Below are 25,634 nucleotides of genomic sequence, written 5' to 3' on the forward strand. Positions count from 1 at the left end.
CACGACCCTCGGAACGACGACGGGGCGGCCTCCCGTGGAAGAACCGCCCCGCTGGTCTCGTGAGGACCGGGCGCGCGCCGTCGGCCCCGCCGCCCTACTCCTTGAGCATCCGCCGCAGCACGTACTGCAAGATGCCCCCATTCTCGTAGTACTCGACCTCGTTCGGCGTATCCAGCCGCGCCACGACCTCGAACTCCTTGACGGAGCCATCGGCCGCCTTGGCGCTGACCTTCACCATCTTCTTGGGCGTCAGCCCCTCGGCGATCCCGGTGATGCTGAACTCCTCCTCGCCGGTCAGCCCGAGGGTCTGCGCGTCCTCACCGTCCTTGTACACGCACGGCAGCACGCCCATCCCCACCAGGTTGCTGCGGTGGATCCGCTCGAAGCTCTTGACGATCACCGCCTTGACCCCGAGCAGGATCGTCCCCTTGGCGGCCCAGTCGCGCGACGACCCGGTCCCGTACTCGACCCCGCCGAGCACGACCAGCGGCACGCCCTCGTCGCGGTACTTCACCGAGGCGTCGTAGATGCTCATCTGCTCGCCGCTCGGAATGTGCCGCGTGACGCCGCCCTCGGTCCCGGGCGCGAGCTGGTTGCGCAGCCGGATGTTGGCGAAGGTCCCGCGGATCATCACCTCGTGATTGCCCCGCCGCGCACCGAACGAGTTGAAGTCCTTGGGCTCCACCCCGTGCTCGACGAGGTACTTCCCGGCCGGCCCGCTCTTGGGGATGTTGCCGGCAGGCGAGATGTGATCGGTGGTGACGCTGTCCCCGAGCTTGGCCAGCACGCGCGCCCCGGTGATGTCGGCCAGCGGCGCCTTGTCGCGGCTCATGCCCTCGAAGTAGGGCGGGTTGCGCACGTAGGTGCTGCCGTCGTCCCACGCGTAGAGCTCGCCCTTGGGCGTGGCGAGCCGCTGCCAGCTCTCGTCGCCCTCGAACACCGAGGCGTACTGCTGCGCGAACATCTCGGCGCCCAGGCACTGACGCACGACGTCGCGGACCTCCTGCGGCGAGGGCCACACGTCCTTCAGGAACACGTCGTTGCCGCTGGCGTCCTGGCCGATCGGGCTCTCTTGGAGGTCGAAGTCCATGTGCCCGGCGATGGCGTAGGCCACCACCAGCGGGGGCGAGGCGAGATAGTTGGCCCGCACGTTGGGGCTGATGCGACCCTCGAAGTTGCGGTTGCCCGAGAGCACCGAGGCGGCCACCAGATCACCAGCGTCGATCGCCTCCACGATCTCGTCCGCGAGCGGCCCGGAGTTGCCGATGCAGGTGGTACAGCCATAGCCGACCACGTTGAAGCCGAGCGTCTCGAGGTCGTTCAATAGGCCCGACTTGGCGAGATACTCGGTCACCACCCGCGAGCCAGGGGCGAGGCTGGTCTTGACCCACGGCTTGCGACGCAGGCCGAGCGCGGCGGCCTTGCGGGCGAGCAGGCCGGCGGCCACGAGCACCGAGGGGTTGGAGGTGTTGGTGCACGAGGTGATCGCGGCGATCACCACGCTGCCGTGCGAGAGCGAGTAGTCCTTGCCCCGAACGGCCACGGGCCCGGCCTTGGCCTTGTCGCCGATGAGCTCGCGCCACGCCCCCTGCGAGGCCCGCAGCGGGATCCGATCCTGCGGGCGCTTGGGCCCGGCAATGCTGGGCTCCACGGTCGACAGATCGAGCTCGAGCGTGTCGGTGAACTCGGGGTCGGGCGTGTCCTTGGTGCGAAACAAGCCCTGCTCCTTGGCGTAGGCCTCCACCAGGGCCACGGACTCCTGCGGCCGATTGGTGAAGCGCAGGAACGAGAGCGTCTCGTCGTCGATGGGGAAGAACCCGCAGGTGGCGCCGTACTCGGGCGCCATGTTGGCGATGGTCGCCCGGTCGGGCAGCGAGAGGCTGTCGAGGCCGGGGCCGTAGAACTCGACGAACTTGCCCACCACGCCCTTCTTGCGCAGCATCTGGGTGACGGTGAGCACGAGGTCGGTGGCGGTGGCGCCCTCGGCCAGGGTGCCGTGCAGGCGAAAGCCGACCACCTGGGGCAGGAGCATCGAGACCGGCTGGCCGAGCATGGCGGCCTCGGCCTCGATGCCACCCACGCCCCACCCGAGCACGGACAGGCCGTTGATCATGGTGGTGTGCGAGTCGGTGCCGACCAGCGTGTCGGGATAGGCCTGCGTGACGTCGCCGACCTGCTTGGTCCACACGGTGCGGCCGAGGTACTCGAGGTTGACCTGGTGGCAGATGCCGGTGCCGGGCGGGACCACGCTGAAGTTGCCGAAGGACTCCTGGCCCCAGCGCAGGAAGGCGTAGCGCTCGCGGTTGCGCTGGTACTCGAGCTGGACATTGAGGCCGAAGGCCTGGTCGGTGCCGAAGTGGTCGATCTGCACGGAGTGATCGATGACGAGGTCGGCGGGCTCGAGCGGGTTGATGCGCTGCGGGTCGCCGCCCATGGTCTTGATCGCGTCGCGCATGGCCGCCAGATCGACCACCGCGGGCACGCCGGTGAAGTCCTGCAGGAGCACGCGCGCGGGGTGATAGGCGATCTCCACCGTGGGCTCGGCCTTGGCGTCCCACGAGGCGGCGGCGGTGATGTCGGCCTGGGTGACGGCGACCCCGTCCTCGTTGCGCAGCAGGTTCTCGACCAGCACCCGCAGCGAGAACGGCAGACGGTCCACGTGGCCCACGCCAGCGCTGCGCAGGGCGTCGAGGCGGTAGATCTCGTAGCTGCGATCACCCACGGTGAGAGTCGAGCGCGCGCCAAACGAGTCGAGGTTGTTCTGCGTCATACTCCGATTGCTCCCTGGCCGGCCGCACCGCACCGCGCCGTACATCGCGGAGGGGGGTGGGCTCGGCGGGCGCATCTTGCAATGGGCCGCACGGGTTGTCGAATGGGGGCGGCGAGCCGACCGCGCGTCATTTGTGGGTTTGGGCGTGGCCTCGTGGGGGCAGGCCGACAGGGCCGTTCGCCGCAATGGTGAGCAACGGCCGAAGTCGCACGGTCGACCTGGGAGCACGACGCGACGCGCGGCTCGCTCGCAACCGCTTGCGGCGCGCACCCTGCACGACGCCACGGTCGCCCACCATTTACGCCCCCTTGGGGGCAAGCTCGCTGTACCGCATGCCCGCAACCGGTTGCGGGGGCCAGGTCAGAAGCGGCCGGAGAGTGCCATGCCCCAGGACTGCTGGCTGGCGACGGGGGCGAGGCGAACGTCGGCCACGTGACCGAAGCGCTTTTGGTAGCCCTCGAAGCCGGTGGCGTAGCCACCCATGATCGCACCCGGCACGGTGCCAGCCAGGCTGACGTAGTAGCCCGCCTCCCAGACCCGAGAGGCACAGACTCCGTCGCGACAGCTGAGCAGGCCGGCCAAGCGGGTCACCGTCCACACGGCGACGCCGCTGCCGAACAGGATCCAGCCCACGCGCTTGCGACGGGGACGCGCCGCTTCCTCGCCCTCGAACAGCTCGTCGTGCGCTTCGAATCGACCGCGTCGAGCCATGCCGCCCGCCGCGAGGCCGATCGCGGTGGCGATCAAGGGCGCGTGGAACACGGCGCCCTGCATCGCGACGGCAATGGGGGCGTCGCCCTCGAGCTCGCCGGCTCGCACGAGGGCATTGGCCCGGGCCACCTGCACCGAGGTGCCGATGCGGATGATCCCTCCGAGGGTGCCGACCGCGGCGGCCGCGATCAGCAATCCTCGACCATTGGACGGTGGCGGAGGCGGAGCCACGGGAGGCTCGGCGGGCTGCGAAGGGGCCGGGACGGCCTCGGGCTCCGCGGCCACGATCTCGATCGCCGAGTCCTCGGCGGGCACGGCTTGCTCGGGCCCGGGCGCGAGGTCGGAGGGTGGTGGGTCTCCGGGCGGTGGGGCGGCCCCGGGCGGCACCGCGCCCGAGGGCGGTGGGGCCGGAGAGGGGGGCGGAGCCACGGCCGTCGGTGGGGCGGCGGTCTCGGTTGGAGGGGCCGCGGTTGGAGGGGCCGCGGGCGGTGGGGCGGCCGGCGGTGGAGCGAGGTCGGCCGGCGGAGGGGCCGTGGGCGGAGCGAGGTCGGCCGGCGGAGGGGCGGCGGGTGGAGCCGTCGTGGGGGCCACCTCGGTGGGCGCCGCGCTCGATGAGGCGAAGCCGGGCGCGGTCCCGACGGTCGGTACGAGGGCCAGGGACGACGCGAGGGCAACGACGGGCACGATCATGGCAAGTCCTCCGAGCATGCCCTGCGCGGCCCAAACGATCACCTGCGAAGGGACGAACACGGCTCGGGGGCCACTACGGGGCTGCGTTGGCCCTCTCGGGATCGCCGCCGCCAAGACGAATGCGGATTCGAGCCGCGGATTCGAGCCGCGGATTGGGGCCGCGGATTGGGCCACCAGTCGAGCGGCGACGCGAGGCGGGTGGATCCGCGCCCTTCGTAGCCGACCGCGTGATCGTGATGACGCGCCCGACAGCCACGGTCGCGGTCTTCGCCACAAGGGCAGACCCGTTCAGTGGTCTCGCTCGGGTCGGGTCGGGCATGCTTGCCAACCCGGTCCAAGCGCTCGGGCAGCGAGATGAGCAAGGACGGCAAGTTCGGAACCTTCGGCGGCGTGTTCACGCCCTCGATCCTCACCATCCTCGGCGTGATCATGTATCTGCGCCTGCCGTGGGTGGTGGGCCAGGCCGGGCTGTGGACGGCGCTGGGCATCATCCTGGTGGCCCACGTCATCTCGATCACCACGGGGCTGTCGATCTCGTCGATCGCGACCGACAAGAACGTGGGCGCGGGCGGGCCCTACTACATCGTGTCGCGCAGCCTCGGGCTGCCCATCGGCGGCACGCTGGGGCTGGCGCTGTTCGTGGGGCTGTCGTTCTCCATCAGCCTCTACGTGATCGGGTTCTGCGAGAGCTTCCTGACCACGATCGATCTGCCGGTGACGCAGAACAACCTGCGCATCGCGGGCACGATCACGATCTTCTCGGTCACGATCATCACGTTCATCTCCACGGCGTTCGCAATCAGGACGCAGTACGTGATCCTGGCGCTGATCGGCGCCTCGCTGATCTCGGTGCTGCTGGGGCACAGCGATCCTCCGCCCGCAGCGGGGCACTACGAGCCCGCCACGGGCGCGCCATCGCTCGGCGAGCTGTTCGCGATCTTCTTCCCGGCGGTCACCGGCTTCACCGCGGGCGTGAACATGTCGGGCGACCTCAAGGACCCCAAGCGCGCGATCCCGGTGGGCACGCTGGTGGCGATCGGCACGGGCCTGGTGGTCTACGTGAGCCTGGCGGTGTTCGTGGCGCTGCGGATCGATCCCCAGGCGCTGCGCGAGAACACCGACGTGCTGTCGCAGATCGCGTTCTGGAAGCCGGCGGTGCTGGCCGGGATCTGGGGCGCCACGCTGTCGTCGGCGCTGGGCTGCATCCTGGGCGCACCGCGGATCCTGCAGGCGCTCGCGGTCGACCAGGTGATGCCGCGGTTCTTCGCCAAGGGCACGGGCAAGACCAACGAGCCCCGCAACGCGCTGCTGCTGGCGTTCGCGATCGGCGAGGGCGGCATCCTCATCGCGGAGCTCGACATCATCGCCCGCGTGGTGTCGATGGTGTTCCTGGCGACCTACGGGTTCCTGAACTTCAGCTCGGCGATCGAGAGCTGGGCCAGCCCCGACTTTCGCCCCGCGTTCCGCATCCCCCGGCTGGTGAGCGTGATCGGGGCGATCACGTCGATCCTGGTGATGATCCAGCTCGACTTCGCGGCCATGGCCGGCGCCACGGTGCTGCTGTCGGCGCTGTTCCTGTGGCTCAAGCGGCGGCAGCTCACGCTCGACGCGGGCGACACGTGGGAGGGGATCTGGTCGTCGATCGTGCGGACGGGTCTGCACCGCCTGAGCCAGGCGCAGGGGCAGCGCCGCAACTGGCGGCCCAACGTGCTGGCGTTCACCCGCGCGGCCAGCCCGGTACGGCCCCACGTGCTCGAGCTGTCGCGCGCGCTCATCACCGGCAACGGGCTGCTCACCGACTTCGAGCTGGTCGATCCCGGCAAGGCCGCCGACGGCGAGGACGACGAGCCCGCCCAGATGGGCGTGTTTCGCCGCCGCACGCCCAGCCGCGACGACCACGCCACGGTGGCGGCCGCCTGCCGTCACCACGGGTTCTCGGGGCTCGACCCCAACACGGTGCTGCTGCCGTGGGAGCCCAAGCAGGGCCGCAACGACGAGAGCTTCGGGGCGCTGGTGCGCGACACGGTGGAGCAGGACTTCAACGTGCTGCTCTTGCGCTACGACACCGAGCGCGGCTGGGGACAGCGGCGGCGCATCGACGTGTGGTGGCGACCCCAGCAGGGCAACGTGGCGCTGTCGCTGTCGCTGATGCGCTTTCTGACCCGCTTCGAGCCGTGGCAGGGAGCCAGCCTGCGGTTCTTGCTGGTGTCCGAGGACACCTCGTTCAGCGACGACCTGCTGCATGCGATGCGCAGCGTGCTGGCGGACGCGCGGGTGGAGGCCAAGGTCAAGGTCGTCGCCAGTCCTTCGCAGGCCCACGGGTTCGAGAGCACGGTGCGCCAGGAGTCGGGCGATGCGGATCTCGTGGTGCTGGGCCTGCCGTCGCAGCGGCTGGACGACAAGCGGCTCGCGCAGCTCGACGCCTTGGTGGAGGGGCTGGGCACCACGCTCCTGCTGCGCGGCTCGTCGCTGTTCGGCGAGGTGCTGCCGATCGGCCGCCGCTCGGGGCTGTCGGAGGCGATCGAGCGCGCGCAGGCCAGCAGCACCGAGCTGCGGCCGCTGCACCTGCCCAAGATCGGCGAGCTCGAGGAGCCGGCCGCAGACTTTGCCGCGACCCTGGGCAAGCTCGGCGACGAGCTCTACCGCCACGGGCTGGCTCCGATGCTGGGGCGGCAAGAGTCGCTGCTCGCCGACGTCAAGCAGCTGGTCACCCGGCAGCTCGAGATCGTGCGCAAGAGCGTCGGCGAGACCGAGCTCGCGCGCGCGCGCAAGCCCGCGGGGCGGGCCCAGGGCGGCTTCCTGTTCCAGGCGCGCAAGCTCTTGGCCACGTTCGAGGAGGACGAGCTGCCCGCCCAGACCAAGGCGCTGCAGGCCCGGGTGGACGCGTTCGTGGAGGGGCTACGGCGCCTGCGCGACGGCGGGCCCAAGACGGTGCGCGTGCGCCTGAGGGCCGAAGAGCTGCGACCCTCGCCCGAGGACGACGCGCACCTGCGTCGCTTCAAGCGACGGCGCCGCTGGGCCGCCATGTTCACGCGCACGCCCGCCTACGAGGCCCCGGTGGGCGCGCTGCGGGCGTGGGCGGTGGACGAGGCCGGGGCCGAGCTGCTCGAGCACACCCTGCGCTCGATAGAGAGCAGCAGCCATCGCCTGGCGGTGCAGCTGGGCAAGATCCTCAACGAGGCGGCGACCGAGCTGTCGGCGGTGGCCGCCTCCATCGATCGCCGGGAGATCGACGCCGATGGCGTCGAGGAGCGCAAGCGTCGGCTGGTGTCGCACGTGGATGCGGTCACCCAGCTCGCCCGCGATCTCACCGACGGCACCGCGGCGCGCCTGGCCGAGCGCACCCACGAGTTGTCCCAGACCTTCTGCCGCGACATCGAGCGGCTCGACATTCGGCGGCTGGTCAAGGGCGAGCGACGCCCCCCCAAGCCGAGCCGGGCCGCCGCTCGCTTCGCCACCCTGCGCGGCAGCCCCGAGACGTGGCGCCATCACCAGGTGCTGCTGCTGCACCGCGCCCAGCTCGGCCTGCAGATCGCCGCGTTCCAGCACCGCTTCTCCGTGCTCGCGTTCAAGACGCGCAACGACATCGCCCAGGGGATCCGCGGCTCGTTGCTCGGCGACGTGGGCAAGCAGCTCGAGGCCCTGCAGGCGTTCGTGGCCCAGGTGGAGGCGGGGCAGGCTCCCAAGGCGCCCGTCGAGCGCGAGCTCCGGGCGCGCTTCGACGGCCATGCCGCGCTCGAGGCGATCGCCCGCGACGTGGACGAGCAGGTCCGCGAGCTGCCCGAGACCTCGACCACCCTCTCCGACGAGGCGATCGCCGCGCTCGAGAGCGGCGTGCCCACCGAGGCCGAGGAGGTCGCCGTCTCGGTGCGCCCGCTGGTCAAGTACCTGGTGGAGACCGAGTTCCTCGACGTGATCAACCAGGAGATCTCGGGCATCCCGCTGCAGGAGCAGCGCACGGTGGGGGTGGCGCGCGACGTGATGCGCCTCTTGTCCTTCACCATGGGCGACCTCGAGGCGCTCGGCGGCTGGGACAGCCCCGAGTTTCGCAAGCAGGTGCTGGGGGTGGCCAAGGAAGGCGCAGGGCGGCTCGAGGCCGAGGTGCAGGTGCTGCGCTCCACCGTCGACGGCTTCGTGCGCCGCGTGGCCCAGCAGCTCGACAGCCTGCGCGAGGAGACCGCCCCCTACGCCCTCACCAGCCGCTCCGATCGCCTGGCCCACTACATCCGCAGCCGCGGCGGCCAAAAGGCGGTGTCGCGATTGCGCGAGGGCGGGCGCAGGCTGGCGGAGCTCGTGCGCGCGGGGTTCGTGGCGCTGCTGTACCGCCGCAGCTCGGGCGTGCTGCTGGCCCGCAAGCTGCGTCGCGACGGCGAGACGGCCGAGGGCACGGCCGTCGATCGCATCATCGCGGTCACCCACCCGCTCACCCCCCGGCGCGAGCAGCTGCGGGCGCTGCCGTTCTACTACCGCCAGCTGTTCTCCGGTCAGGGCACCATCAGCGACACCTTCTGGGTGGGACGGCAGCTCGAGCTCGAGCGCGCCCGCGCGGCCATCAAGCGCCACGAGCAGGGTGGCGAGGGATTGCTGTTCGTGGTGGGCGAGATCGGCTCGGGCAAGACCGCGCTGTGTCATGCGATCGTGTCCAAGCTGCTGCCGCGGCGCCCCGTGATCCGCATCGCGCCGCCGCCCGGCGGCTCGGTCGACCTCGCCGCCTTCCGCCTCGCGCTCGAGGGCGAGCTCAAGGAGCGCGGCGAGCTGCCCGAGCTGCTGCGGCGGATCCCCGACGGCGCGGTGGTGCTGCTCGACGACCTCGAGATGTGGTGGGAGCGCAGCGAGGGCGGGATGGTGGTGATCGACCGCATCCTCGCCGCCGTGCGCGAGCACGGGCGCCGCTGCCTGTTCGTGGCCAACCTCAACGTACACGCGTGGCGGGTGCTGCGAAGCTTCGTCCGGCTCGCCGAGCACGGCCTGGCCGCGATCGAGTGCGACCCGCTGCCGGCCGAGGCGCTCAAGTCGATCATCTCGCTGCGTCACGGCTCCACCGGCATGGAGCTCGAGCTGGCCGGCACCGCCGAGTCCGACCTCGCGCCCTGGCAGCAGGCCCGGCTGTTCACCCGCTACTTCGACTTCTCGGGCGGCCTGGTGGCGGTGGCCCTGCGGGCGTGGCTCCTGCACATCGACAAGGTCGACGGCAACACGCTGCTGATGCGCTGGCCACGTAGGCCCAGGGCCGATGCCCTCGCCGCGCTGCGGGTGGAGCTGCGGGCGCTCCTGGTGCAGCTGGTGGTGCACAAGCAGGTCGGCCTGCGTCGGCTCGAGCGGCTCACCGCGCTGTCGCCCATGCAGCTCGAGGAGGACGTGGGCGCGCTGGTGCGCATGGGCCTGGTGCGACGCGACCATCGCGACGTGCTGCACGTCGATCGCTTCGTGGCCCACCTGGTGACCGATCGCCTCCGGGCACAGGGGATGCTGGCATGAGCACCGCGCAACGCCTCCTGGGAGCGATCGGCGACCTGGCCTTCTGGGTGCTGGGGGGGCTCTTGCTCGCGTGGCTCCTGCGGCTGCTCGTCTCGCTGGTCGAGGTGGGTCCCATGTCGACGCGGCTACGGGCCACGATCCTGCGCTTCGCCCCCGTGGTGGAGCTGACGGTCGCGGTCGCCTACGTGGCCTCGGCCGTGGTGGCCCTGCGCGCCGGCGAGCCCGCGTTCGCATGGACCCTGATCGCGCTGGTGGGGATCATGGGGGCGCTCGCATGGTCGTCGCTCTACGACCTCGTGCTGGGGGTGGCCTTCCGCGTGGCCCAGGTCTGTCAGGTCGGCGACCAGGTGCGCGTGGACGACGTGGAGGGGCGTGTGCTCGCGGTGGGCCTGCGCGCGCTGGTGCTGCAGACTCGCGAGGGCGACGAGGCGGTCGTGCCCTGGGGTCGGGTGGGCCGCCGCACCTTGCGTCGCACGCAGTCGGTGTCTGGTGCCTACGTGCACGCGTTCGTGCTCGACGAGCCCGCTGGTGCCGACTTCCTCGAGCTCAAGCGCCGGGTGATCACCGCGGCCATGCGCTGCCACTGGGCCTCGGCCGTGCACGAGGCCAAGGTCGAGCGTCGCACGGGCGGGCAGATCGAAGTGAGCGTCTATGCCCACGATGCCGATCACGCGTCGCTGGTCGAGGCCGCGGTGCGACGAGCGCTGGCACAAGGCGTGACGGTCGGTGGTGAATCGCTCGGGGTGCCGACGGAGGCGGAGGGCGAGGATCCCTCGGCGGTGATGGATCTGCGATCGGTCGACGGACCGAGGCTTCCGCCACCACCGACGTGGAAGGGGTGATGGCACGAGATCGGCGCAGTCCGCTACGGGATCACGTTGTACCCAACGAACCCCGGGTTGACCTGCTCGACCGCACCTTCGTACTCCGCCGCAAGCCGGGCCGCCTCCACCCAGTCGGCGGCGATGTCCCAGCCCACCGCCACCGTCTCCTCGTAGTGGTCCGCGGGCTCGCCCGCCACCTGCCCGAGCTGGCACGACAGCGCGGCAAAGACGTCACCTCCCGGCACGTCGGTGTACGGCGGTGCACCCAGCAGCGTGGGATCATCGAGGATCTCCTTGCAGCGCTGCCCGGTGATCCACCATGCGCCCGAGGGATCCTGGCCGTCGAGGATCCCCGCGGCCCCCATCGCATCGCACAGGCCCGCGACTCCGCCGAACGCCGGGATGTCGGCGATGCACAGCAGCCGCCAGTCGCTCATGGGGAAGATGTAGCCCATGGCGTCCTCGGTCAGCCCGAGCGACCAGCGGTAGGGCTCGGTGAGCATCTGGCGGACGTAGCCCGGCGTGACGTACTGGTCCCGGGCCATGTGGTTCATCGCGTCCTCCGGGTGCGGGTAGTAGACGCCGGCGGGATCGGCCACGAAGTCCATGGGCAAGCCGTGCACGAGCTCGGGTGCCGCCTCGCCGGGGATGCTGAGCATCTCGATGGGCCCCAGGTGCACGTAGACCACCTCGGAGCGCAGGTGGTCGCCCACCCGCGCCACCAGGCCGCCGCCGAGATCGGCGCCCATGAAGCCATCGGACACGCAGGTGGCGTCGTCCTTGGGGCCCATCGGCGGGCAGGTGTAGAGCTCGCGCGGCAGGTGCCCGAGCTGGGTGACCTGTCCCATGCCGTCGAGCAGCAGGCCGATGCGGAAGCCGAGGTTGGCCAGCCGCGAGTAGAACGGCTGCCGGCGCACCTCGATCGGCCCGTCGTCGAAGGTGTCGGCCGCCTGCAGATCGGCGAGCACCCGGCGCCCGAGCTCGAGCCCGTTGACCGCCATGCGATGGAAGTTGCGGGGGATCACGTCGGCCCCGGCCGGCACCTGCTGGCCATCGCCCGGTGGCTGGGCGGTGGGCCCCTCGGTCTCCCAGGTGAGGGTGAACAGCGGCGACTGCAGGTGCCCCACCGGCCCCTCGATCACCATCGCGGGCGCGCCCGTCTGCTCCATCAAGTAGCGCACCGTGTAGCCCGAGAAGCCGGCCGAGATGTACTGCCCCTCGATGTGACAGGTGGCCCCGCCATCCTCGCTGTGGCACTCGCCCATGGCCTGCAGCACGCCCGCCTGCGCCGGATCGGCGGCCACGTCGTCGCCGAAGAACAGCGTGTCCTCGGGGTGGCTCTGCCACTGCACCACGGTCGCGAGCACCTGCGAGGGATCGTCGCGATCGACCGCCTGCAGCGTGTTGAGGGTGGGATCGACGATGCGCGGGGTGGTGCCGTCGGCGGTGCCGAACTGGTAGTCCGAGCTGGCCACGAGCAGCGTCGCCGGCCGCATGGCAGCGGGATCGACCGCATCCGCGATCGCCAGCGCGATCTGATCGGTCATGTACTCGTAGTACTCGTGGTTGATCCCATCGAGGCCCGAGGTGTCCGGTCCCATGTGATTGTGGGTGGCCGAGATCACGATCTCGAGCCGGTCGAACGCCTCCTGGCCCACCAGGGCCAAGACCTTGTCCTTGATCGAGGCGATCCCCGGCGCGAACAGCATGTAGACGTCGGCCGTGACCAGCACCAGCGTGGGCGCGCGGTCGTCGTCGATGCGCGTGAAGGCCACCGCGTGGGCGCGGATCTCGTCGTGCACCCAGTGCGACGTGGGGTAGCCGTTACCGATCGCGATCGTGCCCACGTCCCACTGCTCCACGAACACACCGGGATCGAGCCCGGGGTCGCCCGGATCGAGGGCCAGCGGGGGGTCGTTGCGCAGCGGATCGGCATAGGCGGTGGAGCCCTCCACCTCGGGCAGCAGGGTGACCACCGCCGCGCCCACGGCGATCCCCCGCGCCGGCGGTGGCTCACCGGTGCTGCCGGTGGTCTCGTCGGTGGTGGAGCCCTCGCTGGTGCCGGTGGAATCCACCGCGGACGACGACGACGTGCTGGTGACCTCGAAGGTGTCGGTGGTGACCGGTCCGGTGGTGGTGCCGGTGGAGCCCTCGCTGTCGCTCTCCGTTCCGGTGCCGGCTGGATCGTCGGGGCAAGCGGTCAGCCCCAGCAGCACCACGAGGCCCGCTCCCCATGTCAGTCTGCCCAGTCTCATGGCCAGGGAGTCTCTCGTAGGCGGAATGCGCAGTCGAGCGCGGGCTACTCGACGCCGTTGGCCCGCGCGACGCCCTCGAACACGCGATGGCCTCCCAACCGGCGCACGAGCCACTCGCCGAGGCGAGGGGACGCGGCCGCGAGCATCAACAGCAGGCGAATGGGGCGCGGGCTGACCACGACCTCGAGCAGGTTGCGATCGATCGCGCGAAGCACCGCGTCGGCCACCTCGCTCGCCGCCGACGTCCCCAGGGCCCAGGGGGCCTCGATGCCGCGAGAGGACGCTTCGTCGTCGTACATGCCCACGTCGTCCACGAACCCGGGGCAGACGACCGAGGCGCTCACGCTCGAGCCCCTGGCCGCGAGCGAGGTGCGGAGCGAGCGGGTGAAGCCCACCAGGCCGTGCTTGCTCGCGCTGTAGGACTCGCCCCAGCCGATGCCGATGAGGCCCCCCAGCGACGCCACGTTCACGATGTGGCCGCGCTGCTGCTCGAGCATCACCGGCAGCACGCGGCGGGTGAGGGTCATGGGTGCGGTGAGGTTGAGCGCGAGCACGCGCTCGATCTCCGCGGGCGGCAGCCGCTCGTAGGCCGATGGTGTGACCGCCCCCGCGTTGTTGACGAGCCAGTGGATCGCTCCGAACGCGCTCAGCGTTCGCTCCACCAGGCGGGCCTGGTCCTCCGCACTCGTGACGTCGGCCGGGATCGCGATCGCCTCGCCGCCGCGCGCGGTGATCTCGAGGCGAACCGCCTCGAGCGCCTGCTCCGAGCGGGCCACGAGCGCAACCCGAACCCCGCGCGCCGCGAGGGCTCGGGCGATGACGGCCCCGATGCCCTTCGATGCGCCCGTGACGATCGCCGAGGTACCCGAGAGATCCTTCATGAGAGCCTCGATCACAGCTCGAAGGAGTAGGCGGCGAACGACATGCCGGCACTTCCCACCCAGCCGGCGACGCGATCGCCCCGCTGCACCGCGCCGGCGCGCCACGCCAGGGCGAGCCCCGCCGGGACCGAGGCGGATACGAGGTTGCCGTAGTCCGGGAAGATGTGGTGCATCTTGTCCTGCACGCCGGCATCGCGCGCGAACACGTCCCACTCGCGGTAGGACGACGCATGCGGGAAGATCACGCGAACGTCGGGGTGGACGGCGAAGACCTCGCGGAGCAGCCGAACGCACGGCTCGCGCGCGTGCTCGTGCAGCTCCTTGCCGTAGGAGGTGAAGCGAAACGGACCGTTCTTGCCGATCTTGTCGTCGTCGGCCGAGAACGTGCCCAGCCCGAAGCTGGGGATCGTGCACAGGTCTGCGAAGTCGGGCCGCGACTCGAAGCGCCACGTCCACGGGCGATCGGAGTCGGGCTCCACGATCGTCGCGGTCGCGGCGGTGCCGATGGTGTAGGTGGGCATGGTCCACGACAGCCGCTCGGCGCTGTCGAGGCGGAAGTTGCCAGGGCGCAGGGGCCCGCCCTCGGCGGTGTTGAACTCGCCGTTGACCACCAGGATGCGCCGGTAGGATCTCGTGCGAAAGAAGCTCTCGGCGATCTGCATCGCGCGCGTCCAGCTCATGCACGCATCGATGAGGTCGAAGCACTCCACCCGGTGCATCCCCAGCGCGTGGGCCACCATGTACGCCTGCCCCGGCTCCAGGAACCCCTTGCCGATTCCAACGTAGATCAGCAGCTCGATGTCGTCGGGCTCCATGCTCGCGTCGCGGAGGGCCGTGTCCACCGCGTTGCGGATGTGCGCGATGGGGGTGTCTCCCTCGGCGAGCCAACGACGCGTGCGGGATCCCGTGCGCGAGAGCAGCCGGCCGATCGTCGCCAGCGTGCGCTCGAGATCGCCGTCGAAGCCGTCGCGACTGTGCTGACGAATGAGATCCAGGATTTGCTCGTTGTCCACCTGCCACGAGGGCATGGACACACCAACGGAAGTGATGCGCATGTGAAACTATCCAGTCACGTCGAGGTCTCGACGACGTGCTTGCGATGATACTCGGAGAAGCGCTCGCGCAGCGCGGCCGCCGTCGTGCCGAAGTCCTCTGCGGTGTACTGGTGCGTGCCGAACTTGTCCTTGGGGCGCGCGGCGACGAACCGTTCCATGCGCGTGACGAACTCGTCGGTGACGGGCAGATCGAAGCTGCGATGGATGTCCCGCACGACCGCGACCGGATCGCGCACCAGCTGCTCGTACCGCACGTCCACCCAGGTGTGGCCGGCGGCGCGGGTGGCCTCGGCCGTGGCCACGATGTGCTCGAGGTGCGCGAGGTTGCCCTGGCACATGCGCTCGACGGCGACGGGATCGCCCACCATGGAGTGGAGCGAGAAGATGAGGCTGTGCAGGCTCGGCGCCACCTGGGCGGGATCGCGATGGGTCTGCACGAGGCGTGCGTTGGGCACGGCCTCGAGCAGTGCTCCGAGGGCGGCGGTGTGCGCCGGGGCCTTGAGCACCAGCCGGCGTCCGGGGCTGTCACGCTGGAAGCGCTGGAGGTACCAGCGATAGACCTGGTAGCCCTCGCGCTGATCCTGGTGCCGCAACCACGCGAGGTAGCCGTGCACGGGGGCGAACACCCAGAACGACACGCTCATGAGCGTGGAGTCGAGCAGGAGCATGCACTCCTCGGGGTTGTCGACGCCGAAGTGGTGCTTGCCGTCGATCCCCCCGTCCATGCGCTTGATGTCGCGCAGCATCCGAGCCAGATCGTCGCGGCGGCGATCGGGGCCCGGGCCGGGGATCGGCTCCCGCAGCTCCCAGAACAACAGCGAGCGCGCCTGCGGATCGAGGGCCAGGAGATGATGCAGCAGGGTGGTGCCCGAGCGCGGCAGGCCGATCACGATGATCGGTGGCTCGAGCTCGACCTCGGCCACCTCGGGCTCGACATTGCGCGCATGCACGTAGCGGAGGCGGTTGACCAGCGCGTGGACCACGTAGTCGCGGATGGCCACCCGCCCCGCGAGCGACAGCGCCGCGTCGTCCTCGGCCGAGCGACACAGCACGGCCAAGGCCTCGCGAAAGCGTGGATCCTCGTCGAAGTCGCTCAGGCCCGTCTTGCGCATCGCGAGCTTGCGCAGCGCATCGGGGTCGAATGGAGCGATGCGAATGCCACCTCGGGCAAGCCAGCGTCCCACCCCGTTGAGCATTCGTATGCGCAGCGGTAACTCGCGAGCGATCGGCATGGCCCAGCGGCTGCAACGCCTATCGCACTCGTCGGAGTGTTGTCAATGAATTCGGAGGCGCGCAAGCGAGCACTTCGAGCCACGCTCGGACTACTCGCACCCGATCCGAAACGTCGCCAGTGCCACGGCGTCCCACACCACGTCGTGAGCCGGGGCCGACTGTGCGGCCTGGAACGTGCGCCAGCCGATCTCGAAGTCCTCGAACACCGGGGCCACCCACGTCTGCTCCTCCGAGGTCGCGGTCACCGTCATGTCCACGATCTCCTCGCCGTTCATCCAGTAGCGCATGGAATCGTTCGTTCCGTCGTACTCCCACTCGATGCACAGCCACTCTTGCTGCGGCACGTCGTAGCCGAACTTCTTGAGCCCGCCGTGCTGCTCGACGGTGGGGTTGTGCACGTAGCGGCTGTTGAACTTGGCCCCGTTGCTGTCGAGCCGGTACTGGGCGACCGCGCCATCGAGCTGCCCGCGTGCGGTCAGGGCCGCGCTGTGAGTCTCGGGCACGGTAGGATCGACGTGGAAGAAGGCGCGGCCGAAGAAGTGGTTGCCCTCCACCGGGAACACCACGCCATCCTTGGTGCGCAGGCCCGCGCGAGCGCCCTCGCCCGAGGGCAGGTGGATCCGCAAGGCGCCGCCGCCGTGGTAGGCCCAGGTGCCGTCGATCGAGACCTGCCCGCCGTTGATCTCCAGCACCTCCCACAGCGAGTCGTCGACGGTGCCGTCCTCGAAGTCGTCGCACAGCAGCAGGTCGTCGCGATTGCAGCCCAGGCCCGGCGGGGGCGGGGGCTCGTCGCCGGTGCTGGTGCCCGAGTCGTCCTCGGGCTCCGGCTCGGGCTCGTCACCGCTGCTGCCCTCGGCTTCGCCGCTGGTCGTGTCGCCGTCCTCGGGCTCCGGGTCGGGGTCGGGCTCCGGCGCGGAGGCGGTGTCCTCGCTCGCCATGCCGGTGCTCTCGTCACCGCCGTCGCCGGCGGTCGGGTCGTCCACGCCCGCGCACGCAGTTGCCCACAGGATGGCCAGGATGCTCGTCGTCGTCCGCACGAGCCCGTAGTTGCACGAGCCGGCGTCTCGTCTGCGCTTCGGGTCGAAAATTCGGCAGGGCGCGCTCAGAGGGTCGGCCGCCGCCGCAGGGCCTGCATGCGCGAGGCTCCCCGGCGCGCAACCAGCACATAGCGGACGATCGAGCCCACCAGCAGCGCACCTCCCACGGCCACCGAGGCAATCGCCCCCGCCCGCAGGGCCCGCGCGTCGGCCAGCCCCTCGGCGTAGGCGGACTCGTCGGGGGCGGAGCCGAGTCCTCGGGTCTCGCGGATGGACAGCCCCCAGAGCGTGCCTCCGGCGCCCCCGGCCACGCCCAGGCCGAGGCCGAGCATCACCCCGCCCAGGGGATCGCGATGCCACGGCCGGGGCCCGCGATCGACGACGGGTGGGGTGGGCTCGGGCTCGACCGCGGGCTCGGGTTCCGGCGCGGGCTCGGGCTCCGGCGCGGGCGTGGGTTCCAGCGCATCCTCGCACAGCCTGATGCCCTGTCGCGTGTCGGCCACCAGCGCTCCGAAGGCAGGGTCGTCCTGCACGCTGGCGAGCACCCGCGCGTAGAGGATCAATGCCTCGCGGCAGTGCCCGAGGCGGCGCTCGGCCAGGGCCTGCGCGTACAGGTGACGGGGGTCGCCCGTGAGCGCATGGGCGCGGGCGGCCAGCTCCACCACGTCCTCGAAGCGGCCCTCGGCGAACGCTCGCTCGGCCGCGGCTGCCAGCGCGTTGGGATCGTCGGGCACGGTCGCCGACGTCTGCTCGGGGGGAGGAGCGTCGGTGGTCGCGGGGGCGACGAGCGCGAGCGCGAGCGCGAGCGAGGGCAGCACCGCCGCGATGCTACCGTGCTACCGTCCCTTGACGGGATAGAGCACGTTGGGATCGGAGTCGGGCCGCTCGCGGGGCGGCTTCGCCTTGGAGCGCTTGCGTCGCTTGGTGCGCTTGCTGGGCCTGGAGGAAGCCTCGCCCGACGTGCCCGAGCCCTCGTCGGTGGAGGCACCGGTCGTGCTGCCGGTCTCGCCGGCTTCGTTCGCGGCCGCCAGGCTCGAGGGCTCGGCCCCGACGGCCGCGGTCGGCACGATCACCACGGGAGCGGGCTCGCTCGCCCTGGAGCGATCCGTGACCTCGCCTCGGCTCGACGCCAGCCCCCAGCCCAGCACCCCCAGCCCGACCGCCGCGCTCACCCCGAGCGCCATGATCCATCGCGGGCGACGAGGTGTTGCCACCATCGTCTCGCCTGCGGGCACCAACGCCACCGCGGTGCTCACCTCGGCCTCGGCCCGCGTGGACGCCGAGGGATCCGCCGGTGCTTCGTGGCTCACGGGCACCAGCGTGGGGATCGTCTCCAGCGGATCGTCCCCCTCTGCCGGTCGCAGCTCCACCCGCGGGAACGGAGGATGTCCGAACACCTCGGCCATCCACTCGCCCACCACCGCCGGGGTGCAGCGCAGGTGCTCCTCGTGGACGAACGTCTCCACGTCTTGCAAGAGCGCCGCCGCGGTCGGATAGCGGTCGTCCGGCTCGAGCGACAGCGCGCGCAGCACGATGCGCTCGAGCGCAGGTGGATAGTCGGGCACCCGCACCGACGGTGGATCGAAGCGCCCCTGCACCACCCGGTTGAGCACGGCGAAGTCGTTGTCACCGAAGAACAGCCGCTCGGTGGTGGTCAGCTCGTACAGCAGGATCCCCAGCGCGAACACGTCGCTGCGTCGATCGACCGCCTCGCCGCGGCACTGCTCGGGCGCCATGTAGCCGATCTTGCCCTTCATGGTGCCGCCGATCGTCTCGGTGGAGCGAGCGCTGGCCTTGGCGATGCCGAAGTCGGTCACCTTGATCGCGCCGTCGTGGCTGATCAGCACGTTGCTGGGCGACACGTCACGGTGCACGAGCCCCAGCGGGTTGCCGTCGAGATCGGTGCGCTCGTGCGCGTGGTGCAGGCCGGCCGCCGCCGCGGTGACGATGGTCAGCGCCACCGGCAACGGCAATCCCCCGCGCTCGGCCGCCGCGCCCAGGATCTCCCGCGCGTTGCGACCGTGCACGTGCTCCATCACGTAGAAGTACTCGCCGTCGGCCTCGCCGATGTCCATCACCTGCACGAGGTTGGGATGGTCGAGGTTGGCGGCCAGCCGCGCCTCGTTGACGAACAGCCGAATGAAGTCGGCGTCGGCGGCCAGGTGCGGCAGCACGCGCTTGAGCACCACCACCTTCTGGAACCCCGCCAGGCCCTCCGCGCAGGCCAGGTGCAGCTCGGCCATGCCCCCGATCGCCAGCCGCCGCAGCAGGTGGTAGCGGCCCACTCGCATGCCGGGCGCGAGCACCTCGACCTTGGCGACGGGCGGCTGGGCACCGGGATCCACTGACCCGAATCTATCAGCTCGAGCCGAAGGGGACGAAACCGGCGCCGAGCCGGCGAAGCAGGACGGGCGGCGCCGGGTCGAGCCGGGTCGTCGACGCTCCTCGTTCGGACCCGAGCTCCGCGTGCGCGATCTGCTACCATCACGCTCGTGAGCCGGGGTCTGACCACCGATCTCGATCGCGAGGAGCTCCGTCCCTACTTCTTCTGGGACGAAGACGTATCGATCGGCGAGCTTCAGCGCGTGCTCGCGGGTCCGCTCTCGGATGAGCGCGATCGCTTGCTCGCAAAGCTGCTCCGTGAGGCCCGAGACATCGACGTGTGGCGCTTCGTGACGCCAGGCGATGTTGCCGAGGCACTGCCGCGCCTACGTCGGCGCGTGGGTCGACGGTTCGAATTCTGGAGGTGGCTCATCGATGGTTGGCGAAGCGACGGGCTCATCCCCGAATAGGCTCGATCTCTTCACCACTCGGCCCGAAGCCTTCGAGCGCGGAAGATTCGTGATGGCGGAGGTCGCCGCGGCCGTGGAGGCCACGCTGCAGGTCCGCCAGGACGCACCAGGATTTCGTCGTGTGGTGCTCGAGTGTGGGGACGAGGCCGTCGTGGTGGACACCGTGCTCGATCGCGTGCCTCAGGTCGTCGCGGACAAGCCCGAAGTGGAAGGCGTGCGGGTCGATCCTCTGCGGGAGATCTTGGCCAACGAGCTTTGCGCCGTCGTTGGTCGGGCGGAGGAGCGGGATCTCGTAGACCTGTGGGCGCTCGAGCGCAGCGGATTGCGCATCGAGGATGCCCTACCGGACGCACTGGCCAAGGACGGTGGGTGCACTCCGGCCACTCTGGCGTGGTTGCTCGATCAGGTCGTGATCCCCGAAGGTGCTTCATTGCCGGGAGACACGTCGGCGCCGGAGCTGCGCGAGTGGTTGCACGCGCTGGTCCGGCGGGTGCGCCAAGTGGCGCACCCCGGGGGGTGATGGGCTGTCATCACCGGCCTCGGGGTGCGACCACCGAAGGGCTTCGAGTGCACCGTCGCCCGCGGCTCACATCTGCGGCTGGAACAACGAGATCACCGCGCCCTGGGGATCCTGCACGACCGAGATCAGACCGACGCCGGGCACCGCGATCTCCTCGGCCAGGATGGTCCCGCCGAGCCGCTTGGCCTTGGCGCGCGCGTCGGCGGCCGACTCGACCACCACGTGCGAGCCCCAGTAGGCGGGCATTCCCTCTTGCGCCAGCATCAGATCGGCGACCTGGTTCTCCATGCCCTCGCCCACGCCGAACACGGTCATCCCGTTGAACTCCGACGTCTTCCAGCCGTAGACCTCCGTGTAGAACGCCTTGGCCTGCTCCAAGTCCTTGGCGGCGAGCGACTCCCAGCAGAACCGGCCGGGCTTGGGGGGCTCGGTCATCGGCGTGTCGCCGTGCACGGACTTGAACGCCCACGTGATCGCGCCCGAGGCGTCGATGACCAAGCCCATGCGACCCACGCCGTCGAGGTCCATGATGGGCATGGGCGAGGAGCCGCCCTTGGCCTTGGCGCGGGCCACCGCCGCGTCCACGTCGTCGACCGAGACGTAGGCCGACCAGTGGCTGGGCACCTCGGCCTCGTCGGGCTTCTTCATCATGCCGCAGATGTGCGCGTCGCCGACGTGGGCGATCCAGTAGGTCGTGCCGTGGGGCATGTCCATGCCCTTGAAGCTCCAGCCGAACAGCTCGCCGTAGAAGCCCTTGGCGCCCTCGTCGTCGGTGGTGAGGAGCTCGCGCCAGACGAAGCGACCGTGGGTGTAGATTTTCTCGCTCATGGGGTGATCCTCCGGGCGAGCGAATAGGTCGGCTGCCGCCGGCATGTCAACGCGGGCACCGGGTCGGATCGAGGCCGCATCCGGACGCATCGGGTACGTCGTTCACGATGGATCCCACGGACCAGTCGCGGCTGATCGATCGGCGAGACCCGTGCTTGTCAGTCGTCAACCGGCTCATCCCGACGGCCGGCGCCCCCGCGGATCGACCAGCGAGCGCGTCCATCCCGGAACGTCGCGCACGATCGACGCATGCATCTTGGGCGTCAGCTTCATCTTCACCAGGCTGCGCTTGACCAGCTCGCGCGCGCGGGCCAGCCGGGTGGTCACGGTGCTCGCGGGAATCTGCACCACCTCGCCGATCTCGGCCGTCGCCATGCCCTCCCAGTAGTAGAGCTGCACGACGATCTGCAGATCGGGCGGCAGCTCCACCAGCGCCTGCAAGAGCAGTCCCTGCTGCTCGCAGCGCGCGAACACCCCGGTGAGCGTGGTCTTGCGCGACGGTCGCTCGGGCGAGCTCTCGGCGAAGCTGCGCAGGCCATCGATGCGCGACGAGCTGCGCAGGTGCATCAGCATCTGGTTGCGCGCCACCCCGAACAGGTACGAGCGAAAGCTCGTGTGCAGGCTCTGCTTGGACAGCGACTCGATGCACGCGAGGAACGTGCGCTGGGTGAGGTCGTCGGCCGCGTGGGTCAGGCGCACCTCGAAGAACCGGCGCACGCTGTCGTAGTGGCGCCGCGCCAGCTCGTTGCTGGCCGAGGGATCGCCGTCGCGCCAGCGCTCCAGCAGCTCGAAGTCGGTCTCGTCGGTGGTCGGCATCGAAGGGCCGCAGCGGGCTCACGGTAGCATGTACCATCGCCGACGCATGAGCACCGCGTCGTCCCGTCCGATCGAGCCCCGCGCCCGTGACCTCGGGATCCCCCTCGATGGGATCCCGGGACCGCGCGATGCGATCACCGACGTCCCCGGCGTCGCCGTGGGCTTCTCGACGCTCGTGCGGGGCTCGGGGCCGCTTCGCGTCGGCGAGGGCCCGGTGCGCACGGGCGTCACCGCCATCCTCCCTCGTGGGCTCGGATCCCACGCCCCGGTGTTCGCCGCTTGGTTTCCGCTCAACGGCAACGGCGAGATGACCGGCACGGCATGGATCGACGAGTCCGGGTTCCTCGAGAGCCCGATTCTCCTGACCAACACCCACAGCGTCGGGGTCGTGCGCGATGCCGTCGTGGAATGGCAGGCGCGCACCAAGCGGTTCTTCCAGCCGTACTCGTACCCCGTCGTCGCCGAGACCTACGACGGTACGCTGAACGACATCAACGGATTCCACGTGAAGGCCGAGCACGCGATCGCGGCGATCGAGAGCGCGACCGAGGGCGACGTGGCCGAGGGGAACGTGGGTGGCGGAACCGGCATGGTCTGCTTCGGCTTCAAGGGTGGTACCGGGACCGCGTCGCGCCGCACCGGCGAGGGTGATCACGCGCATACGGTCGGTGTGCTGGTCCAGGCCAACTTCGGGCTCCGCTCGCAGCTCACCATCGCCGGCGTTCCGGTCGGGCGCGAGCTCCCCCTGTCGCCCGCGGCGACGTCCGTGCCGAGGACCGAGCAGGGATCGATCATCGTCGTGGTGGCCACGGACGCACCGCTCTTGCCCCACCAGCTCGCGCGCGTCGCCCGTCGGGCCGCGCTCGGGCTGGGCCGCACGGGGTCGTGCGCGGGCAATGGATCGGGCGACATCATGATCGCGTTCTCGACCGCGAACCCCGATGCCGCCAGCCTCACCGCGCCGACGCGCACGATAGAGATGCTCTCGAATGCGGCGCTCAACCCCGTGTTCGACGCGACGATCTTCGCGACGGAGGCGGCCATCCTCAACGCGCTCGTCGCTGCGGAGACGATGACGGGCATCGACGACGTCACGATCGAGGCGCTCCCGCACGACCGCGTCCGGGAGCTGCTCACACGCTACGGCCGCGGCTGATGGCCGCGAGGAACCGCTGCGGTCTCGCGTTCCGAGGCTCGTTCGTCGCGGCCATGGTCGCCCCCGCGCGAACCTGCGTATGCTGGGGCCGCTCCATGCCACGCCGTGTCCCGTCGTTCTCACTGTTGCTCTCGCTCTCCCTGCTGGCGCCCGCGTGCAACGAGGACGTCACGATCGAGGCCAAGGTGATCCGCGCCTCGAGCAAGGAGTACGAGATCGAGGTGAAATCCAAGCCGGGCATCGAGATCGACGTGGGTGGCCAGGAGGCCACGACCGATGACCAGGGAGTCGCGCGCGTGGTCGTCTCCGTCGAGCGTCTCTCGTACATGAGCACCACCACCGATCTGCACGTGATGGCGATCGGCGGAAACTTCTTGTTCAACTACTTCGGCGAGACCACGGTCGAGCTGCCGTTCTCGCCGGCCGATGCCGCGAAGGTCGGGGATGCGACCCACTGGGTGAAGATCGGCAGCGGGCCCCGGGCCAGCTCGGGTGGGGCGCTGTGGTCGTTCGGCGAGGACGGCGGGGCGCTGATGAACGACGACGGGAGCGTCACGATTGCGCTCCAGGGCCCGGGCAAGGCGACCGTCGAGCTCCTCGAGCGCAAGGCGGACCTGAGCGAGGACGGGCGCGGTGCGATCGAGTTCACGCCGGAGGAGACCCTGGCGATGGTGCCTTCCGACGCGCTGATGGGCTACGGCTCGGCCCCCGAGACGCCGATCACCGCCAAGGTGACCCTCGCCGACGGCTCGGCCAAGGACGTACCGCTGACTGCCCAGTGGATGTCGGTGAGCGGCGATGGCCTGCGTGCACGCCTCACTGCCGTTCCCCAGCAGCCGTTCCCGGGCGAGCGCAACGCCGAGCCGTTGGTGGTCCACCTCGATGGCGAGGGCCACCTGCGAGGCGGCGGTCGCAAGGGGCCGCTGTCGACGATGGACATCGTCTCGATCGGCGCGCCCAAGGAGCCGCGCAAGCTCTCCGACTGCGACGGCTACAAGGTGGTGACCGACGGTGTCGAGAGCACGGGCACGTTCTCGCTGCCGCGCGAGGGCATCGACGAGGAGGTCGTGGCCTGGGATGCACACACCGGCAAGGAGCTCGGTCGCAAGGTGTTCCCCGCGCAGGACTACTGTCCATTCTCCGCGACCAGCGACCAGAGCGTGCTGAAGGTCCGGCCCGACGGGGACGACATCGTCGCGTGGCTGATGACGCTCTAGATCCGGCCTACAGCGGCAGTGCCCCCGTGCACAGATCGGGGTCGCCAAAGCTCGTGTCGTCCATGCCCATCAGGTTGCACACCGAGACCAGCAGATCGTTGTGCGGTCGTCCCGGCAGGGACACGAAGCGCCCGGTCTGCAGCGCGCCGCCGGCTCCGCCGGCGAGGATGTAGAGCATCTCCCTGCCCGAGTGGTTGTAGCCGAGGTTCTTGCACCACAGCACCACCGTGTCGTCGAGCAGCCGTCCGCCGTCGGGCCCCTCGGGGATCGCGGCCAGCCCGTCGAGCAGGTAGGCGAACATGTCGAAGAAGAACGTCTCGAGCTGCACGCGTCGCGTGGTGGCGGCGCCGCTGGGGTTCTGGTTGTAGTCGTGCGCGATGGTGTGGCAGTCGAGGTTGATGTCGAGGCCCTCGCCGGCCCACAGCGGGGTCAGGTCGCCCGCGCCCGAATTCGACAGCTGCAGCGAGGCCACGTCGGTCAGCCCGCACGCCAGCGCCTGCACCAGCAGGTCGATCTGCCGCCGCGCCGTGGTGGGGAACGCCGCGTTCGACTCGTAGTCGACCCCGCCGGGGATCGCCACGGGCTCGCAGGTCACCCCCTTGTCCTCCGTCAGCTGGAGCTCGAGGTCGCGCACGAGCTCGAGATGCACGTCGAGCTTGCTCCGTGCCTCGCCGGGGAGCTGCGCCTTGATCCCGTCGAGGTCACCCGCCACCCGGTCGAGCACGCTGAGCCTGCGCCCCCGCAGGGCGGCCAGCTCGTCGGCGGGCAGCGTGGCATCGGCGAACAGCGAGTCGAACGCGTCGTCGGGCCGGGTCAGCGGGTGCACGGGCTGGTTGGCGCCGGTGTACGAGATCCGCGAGTTGCCGTTGGCGCCGCCGGGGCGGGCGGCCAGGGTCAGCGCGTTCACGCCGAGGTGGTTGGCCACGTGCTGGTCGACCGAGATCCCCGAGGCCCAGAACTCCGCGTTGCCGGAGCCGTAGGGCGAGACGGTACGACCGGTGAGCATGTGCCCGATGCCCACGTGCCCGGCCCCGAACGCCTCCACGTCGCGGGTCTTCATCTCGAGATCGCCCACGAGCACGAGGTCGTCGCGGTGCGCCTCGAGGCCGCTCATCATCGTGGGAAGGCTGGTCAGCGGGAACGCGCTGCCGTTGCCGGCGGGCTTCCAGTGGTCGCGGTCGATCGGCTCGTTGGGGGTGAAGAACACCACCAGGCGCTTGGCGTGGGCGCCGTCGGCCGCCTTGGCGCTGCGGCCCAGCAGGCTCGAGAGGAACGGCAGCGACATCGCCGAGGCGGCGGCGGCTCCACTCAGGAAGCCACGACGGGAGGTGCGAAGCAGGTTGGCCATGGTCGTCGATCTCCTATGATTCG

General features: G+C 70.5%; 18 protein-coding genes. 6 read left to right on the top strand and 12 right to left on the bottom strand.

Annotated elements, in window-relative coordinates; translation table 11 throughout:
• Positions 1-94: 94 nt before the first annotated feature.
• Together acnA and OEB96_RS11195 are read right to left on the bottom strand one after the other, a co-directional pair.
• The gene (acnA, locus tag OEB96_RS11190) at positions 95-2,770 is read right to left on the bottom strand and encodes an aconitate hydratase AcnA (protein WP_266215543.1); all 2,676 of its coding nucleotides are present in this window, start codon (positions 2,768-2,770) and stop codon (positions 95-97) included.
• A gap of 360 nt (positions 2,771-3,130) precedes the next feature.
• Positions 3,131-4,171 (bottom strand): hypothetical protein, encoded by a 1,041-nt coding sequence (locus OEB96_RS11195; RefSeq protein WP_266215544.1) that lies wholly within the window; start codon positions 4,169-4,171, stop codon positions 3,131-3,133.
• Between the two features lie 321 nt (positions 4,172-4,492).
• Here OEB96_RS11195 and OEB96_RS11200 point away from each other — a divergent pair, with 321 nt between their 5' ends.
• Positions 4,493-9,649: a hypothetical protein gene (locus tag OEB96_RS11200; RefSeq protein ID WP_266215545.1), complete on the top strand. Its 5,157-nt coding sequence runs from the start codon at positions 4,493-4,495 to the stop codon at positions 9,647-9,649.
• Positions 9,646-10,491 carry a mechanosensitive ion channel domain-containing protein gene (locus tag OEB96_RS11205; RefSeq protein WP_266215546.1) on the top strand — a complete coding sequence of 282 codons (846 nt, stop codon included), beginning with the start codon at positions 9,646-9,648 and terminating at the stop codon, positions 10,489-10,491. Before OEB96_RS11200 ends, OEB96_RS11205 begins: the two co-directional genes overlap by 4 nt.
• A 23-nt stretch (positions 10,492-10,514) precedes the next feature.
• On the opposite strand, the gene OEB96_RS11210 is transcribed toward OEB96_RS11205, so the two are convergent.
• From OEB96_RS11210 to OEB96_RS11240, 7 genes are all read right to left on the bottom strand, one after another.
• Entirely contained in the window at positions 10,515-12,728 is a 2,214-nt protein-coding gene (locus OEB96_RS11210) for a hypothetical protein (RefSeq protein WP_266215547.1), read from the bottom strand.
• Between the two features lie 44 nt (positions 12,729-12,772).
• On the bottom strand, positions 12,773-13,609 hold the full coding sequence (locus OEB96_RS11215) for an SDR family NAD(P)-dependent oxidoreductase (RefSeq protein WP_266215549.1): 837 nt from the start codon (positions 13,607-13,609) through the stop codon (positions 12,773-12,775).
• An 11-nt stretch (positions 13,610-13,620) separates the two neighbouring features.
• Positions 13,621-14,664, bottom strand: coding sequence for a 3-oxoacyl-[acyl-carrier-protein] synthase III C-terminal domain-containing protein (locus OEB96_RS11220; protein WP_266215550.1), 1,044 nt, complete (start codon positions 14,662-14,664; stop codon positions 13,621-13,623).
• 14 nt (positions 14,665-14,678) lie between these two features.
• On the bottom strand, positions 14,679-15,896 hold the full coding sequence (locus tag OEB96_RS11225; RefSeq protein WP_266215551.1) for a sulfotransferase family protein: 1,218 nt from the start codon (positions 15,894-15,896) through the stop codon (positions 14,679-14,681).
• Positions 15,897-15,986: 90 nt separating this feature from the next.
• Positions 15,987-16,934 (bottom strand): hypothetical protein, encoded by a 948-nt coding sequence (locus tag OEB96_RS11230; protein WP_266215552.1) that lies wholly within the window; start codon positions 16,932-16,934, stop codon positions 15,987-15,989.
• 65 nt (positions 16,935-16,999) lie between these two features.
• Positions 17,000-17,752: a hypothetical protein gene (locus OEB96_RS11235; RefSeq protein WP_266215553.1), complete on the bottom strand. Its 753-nt coding sequence runs from the start codon at positions 17,750-17,752 to the stop codon at positions 17,000-17,002.
• A gap of 18 nt (positions 17,753-17,770) precedes the next feature.
• A complete protein-coding gene (locus OEB96_RS11240) occupies positions 17,771-19,279 on the bottom strand; it encodes a serine/threonine-protein kinase (protein WP_266215554.1) in 1,509 nt (502 codons plus the stop codon).
• Positions 19,280-19,426: 147 nt separating this feature from the next.
• On the opposite strand from OEB96_RS11240, the gene OEB96_RS11245 reads away from it, so the two are divergent.
• Together OEB96_RS11245 and OEB96_RS11250 are read left to right on the top strand one after the other, a co-directional pair.
• Positions 19,427-19,726, top strand: coding sequence for a hypothetical protein (locus OEB96_RS11245; RefSeq protein ID WP_266215555.1), 300 nt, complete (start codon positions 19,427-19,429; stop codon positions 19,724-19,726).
• Positions 19,727-19,778: 52 nt separating this feature from the next.
• Positions 19,779-20,246, top strand: a complete 468-nt coding sequence (locus OEB96_RS11250) for a nucleotidyl transferase AbiEii/AbiGii toxin family protein (protein WP_266215556.1) — start codon at positions 19,779-19,781, stop codon at positions 20,244-20,246.
• Positions 20,247-20,312: 66 nt separating this feature from the next.
• Here the strand turns inward: OEB96_RS11250 and OEB96_RS11255 are convergent, their stop codons facing one another.
• Both OEB96_RS11255 and OEB96_RS11260 read right to left on the bottom strand, forming a co-directional pair.
• Positions 20,313-21,074 carry a VOC family protein gene (locus tag OEB96_RS11255; protein WP_266215558.1) on the bottom strand — a complete coding sequence of 254 codons (762 nt, stop codon included), beginning with the start codon at positions 21,072-21,074 and terminating at the stop codon, positions 20,313-20,315.
• 174 nt (positions 21,075-21,248) lie between these two features.
• Positions 21,249-21,890, bottom strand: coding sequence for an RNA polymerase sigma factor (locus OEB96_RS11260; RefSeq protein ID WP_266215560.1), 642 nt, complete (start codon positions 21,888-21,890; stop codon positions 21,249-21,251).
• A gap of 46 nt (positions 21,891-21,936) precedes the next feature.
• On the opposite strand from OEB96_RS11260, the gene OEB96_RS11265 reads away from it, so the two are divergent.
• Together OEB96_RS11265 and OEB96_RS11270 are read left to right on the top strand one after the other, a co-directional pair.
• The gene (locus OEB96_RS11265) at positions 21,937-23,046 is read left to right on the top strand and encodes a DmpA family aminopeptidase (RefSeq protein ID WP_266215561.1); all 1,110 of its coding nucleotides are present in this window, start codon (positions 21,937-21,939) and stop codon (positions 23,044-23,046) included.
• A gap of 95 nt (positions 23,047-23,141) precedes the next feature.
• On the top strand, positions 23,142-24,263 hold the full coding sequence (locus tag OEB96_RS11270) for a hypothetical protein (protein WP_266215562.1): 1,122 nt from the start codon (positions 23,142-23,144) through the stop codon (positions 24,261-24,263).
• Positions 24,264-24,270: 7 nt separating this feature from the next.
• Here the strand turns inward: OEB96_RS11270 and OEB96_RS11275 are convergent, their stop codons facing one another.
• The gene (locus OEB96_RS11275) at positions 24,271-25,611 is read right to left on the bottom strand and encodes a DUF1552 domain-containing protein (RefSeq protein WP_266215563.1); all 1,341 of its coding nucleotides are present in this window, start codon (positions 25,609-25,611) and stop codon (positions 24,271-24,273) included.
• Between the last annotated feature and the right edge of the window lie 23 nt (positions 25,612-25,634).

The sequence above is a fragment of the Paraliomyxa miuraensis genome, assembly GCF_026337845.1.
Lineage (GTDB): Bacteria > Myxococcota_A > Polyangia > Nannocystales > Nannocystaceae > Paraliomyxa > Paraliomyxa miuraensis.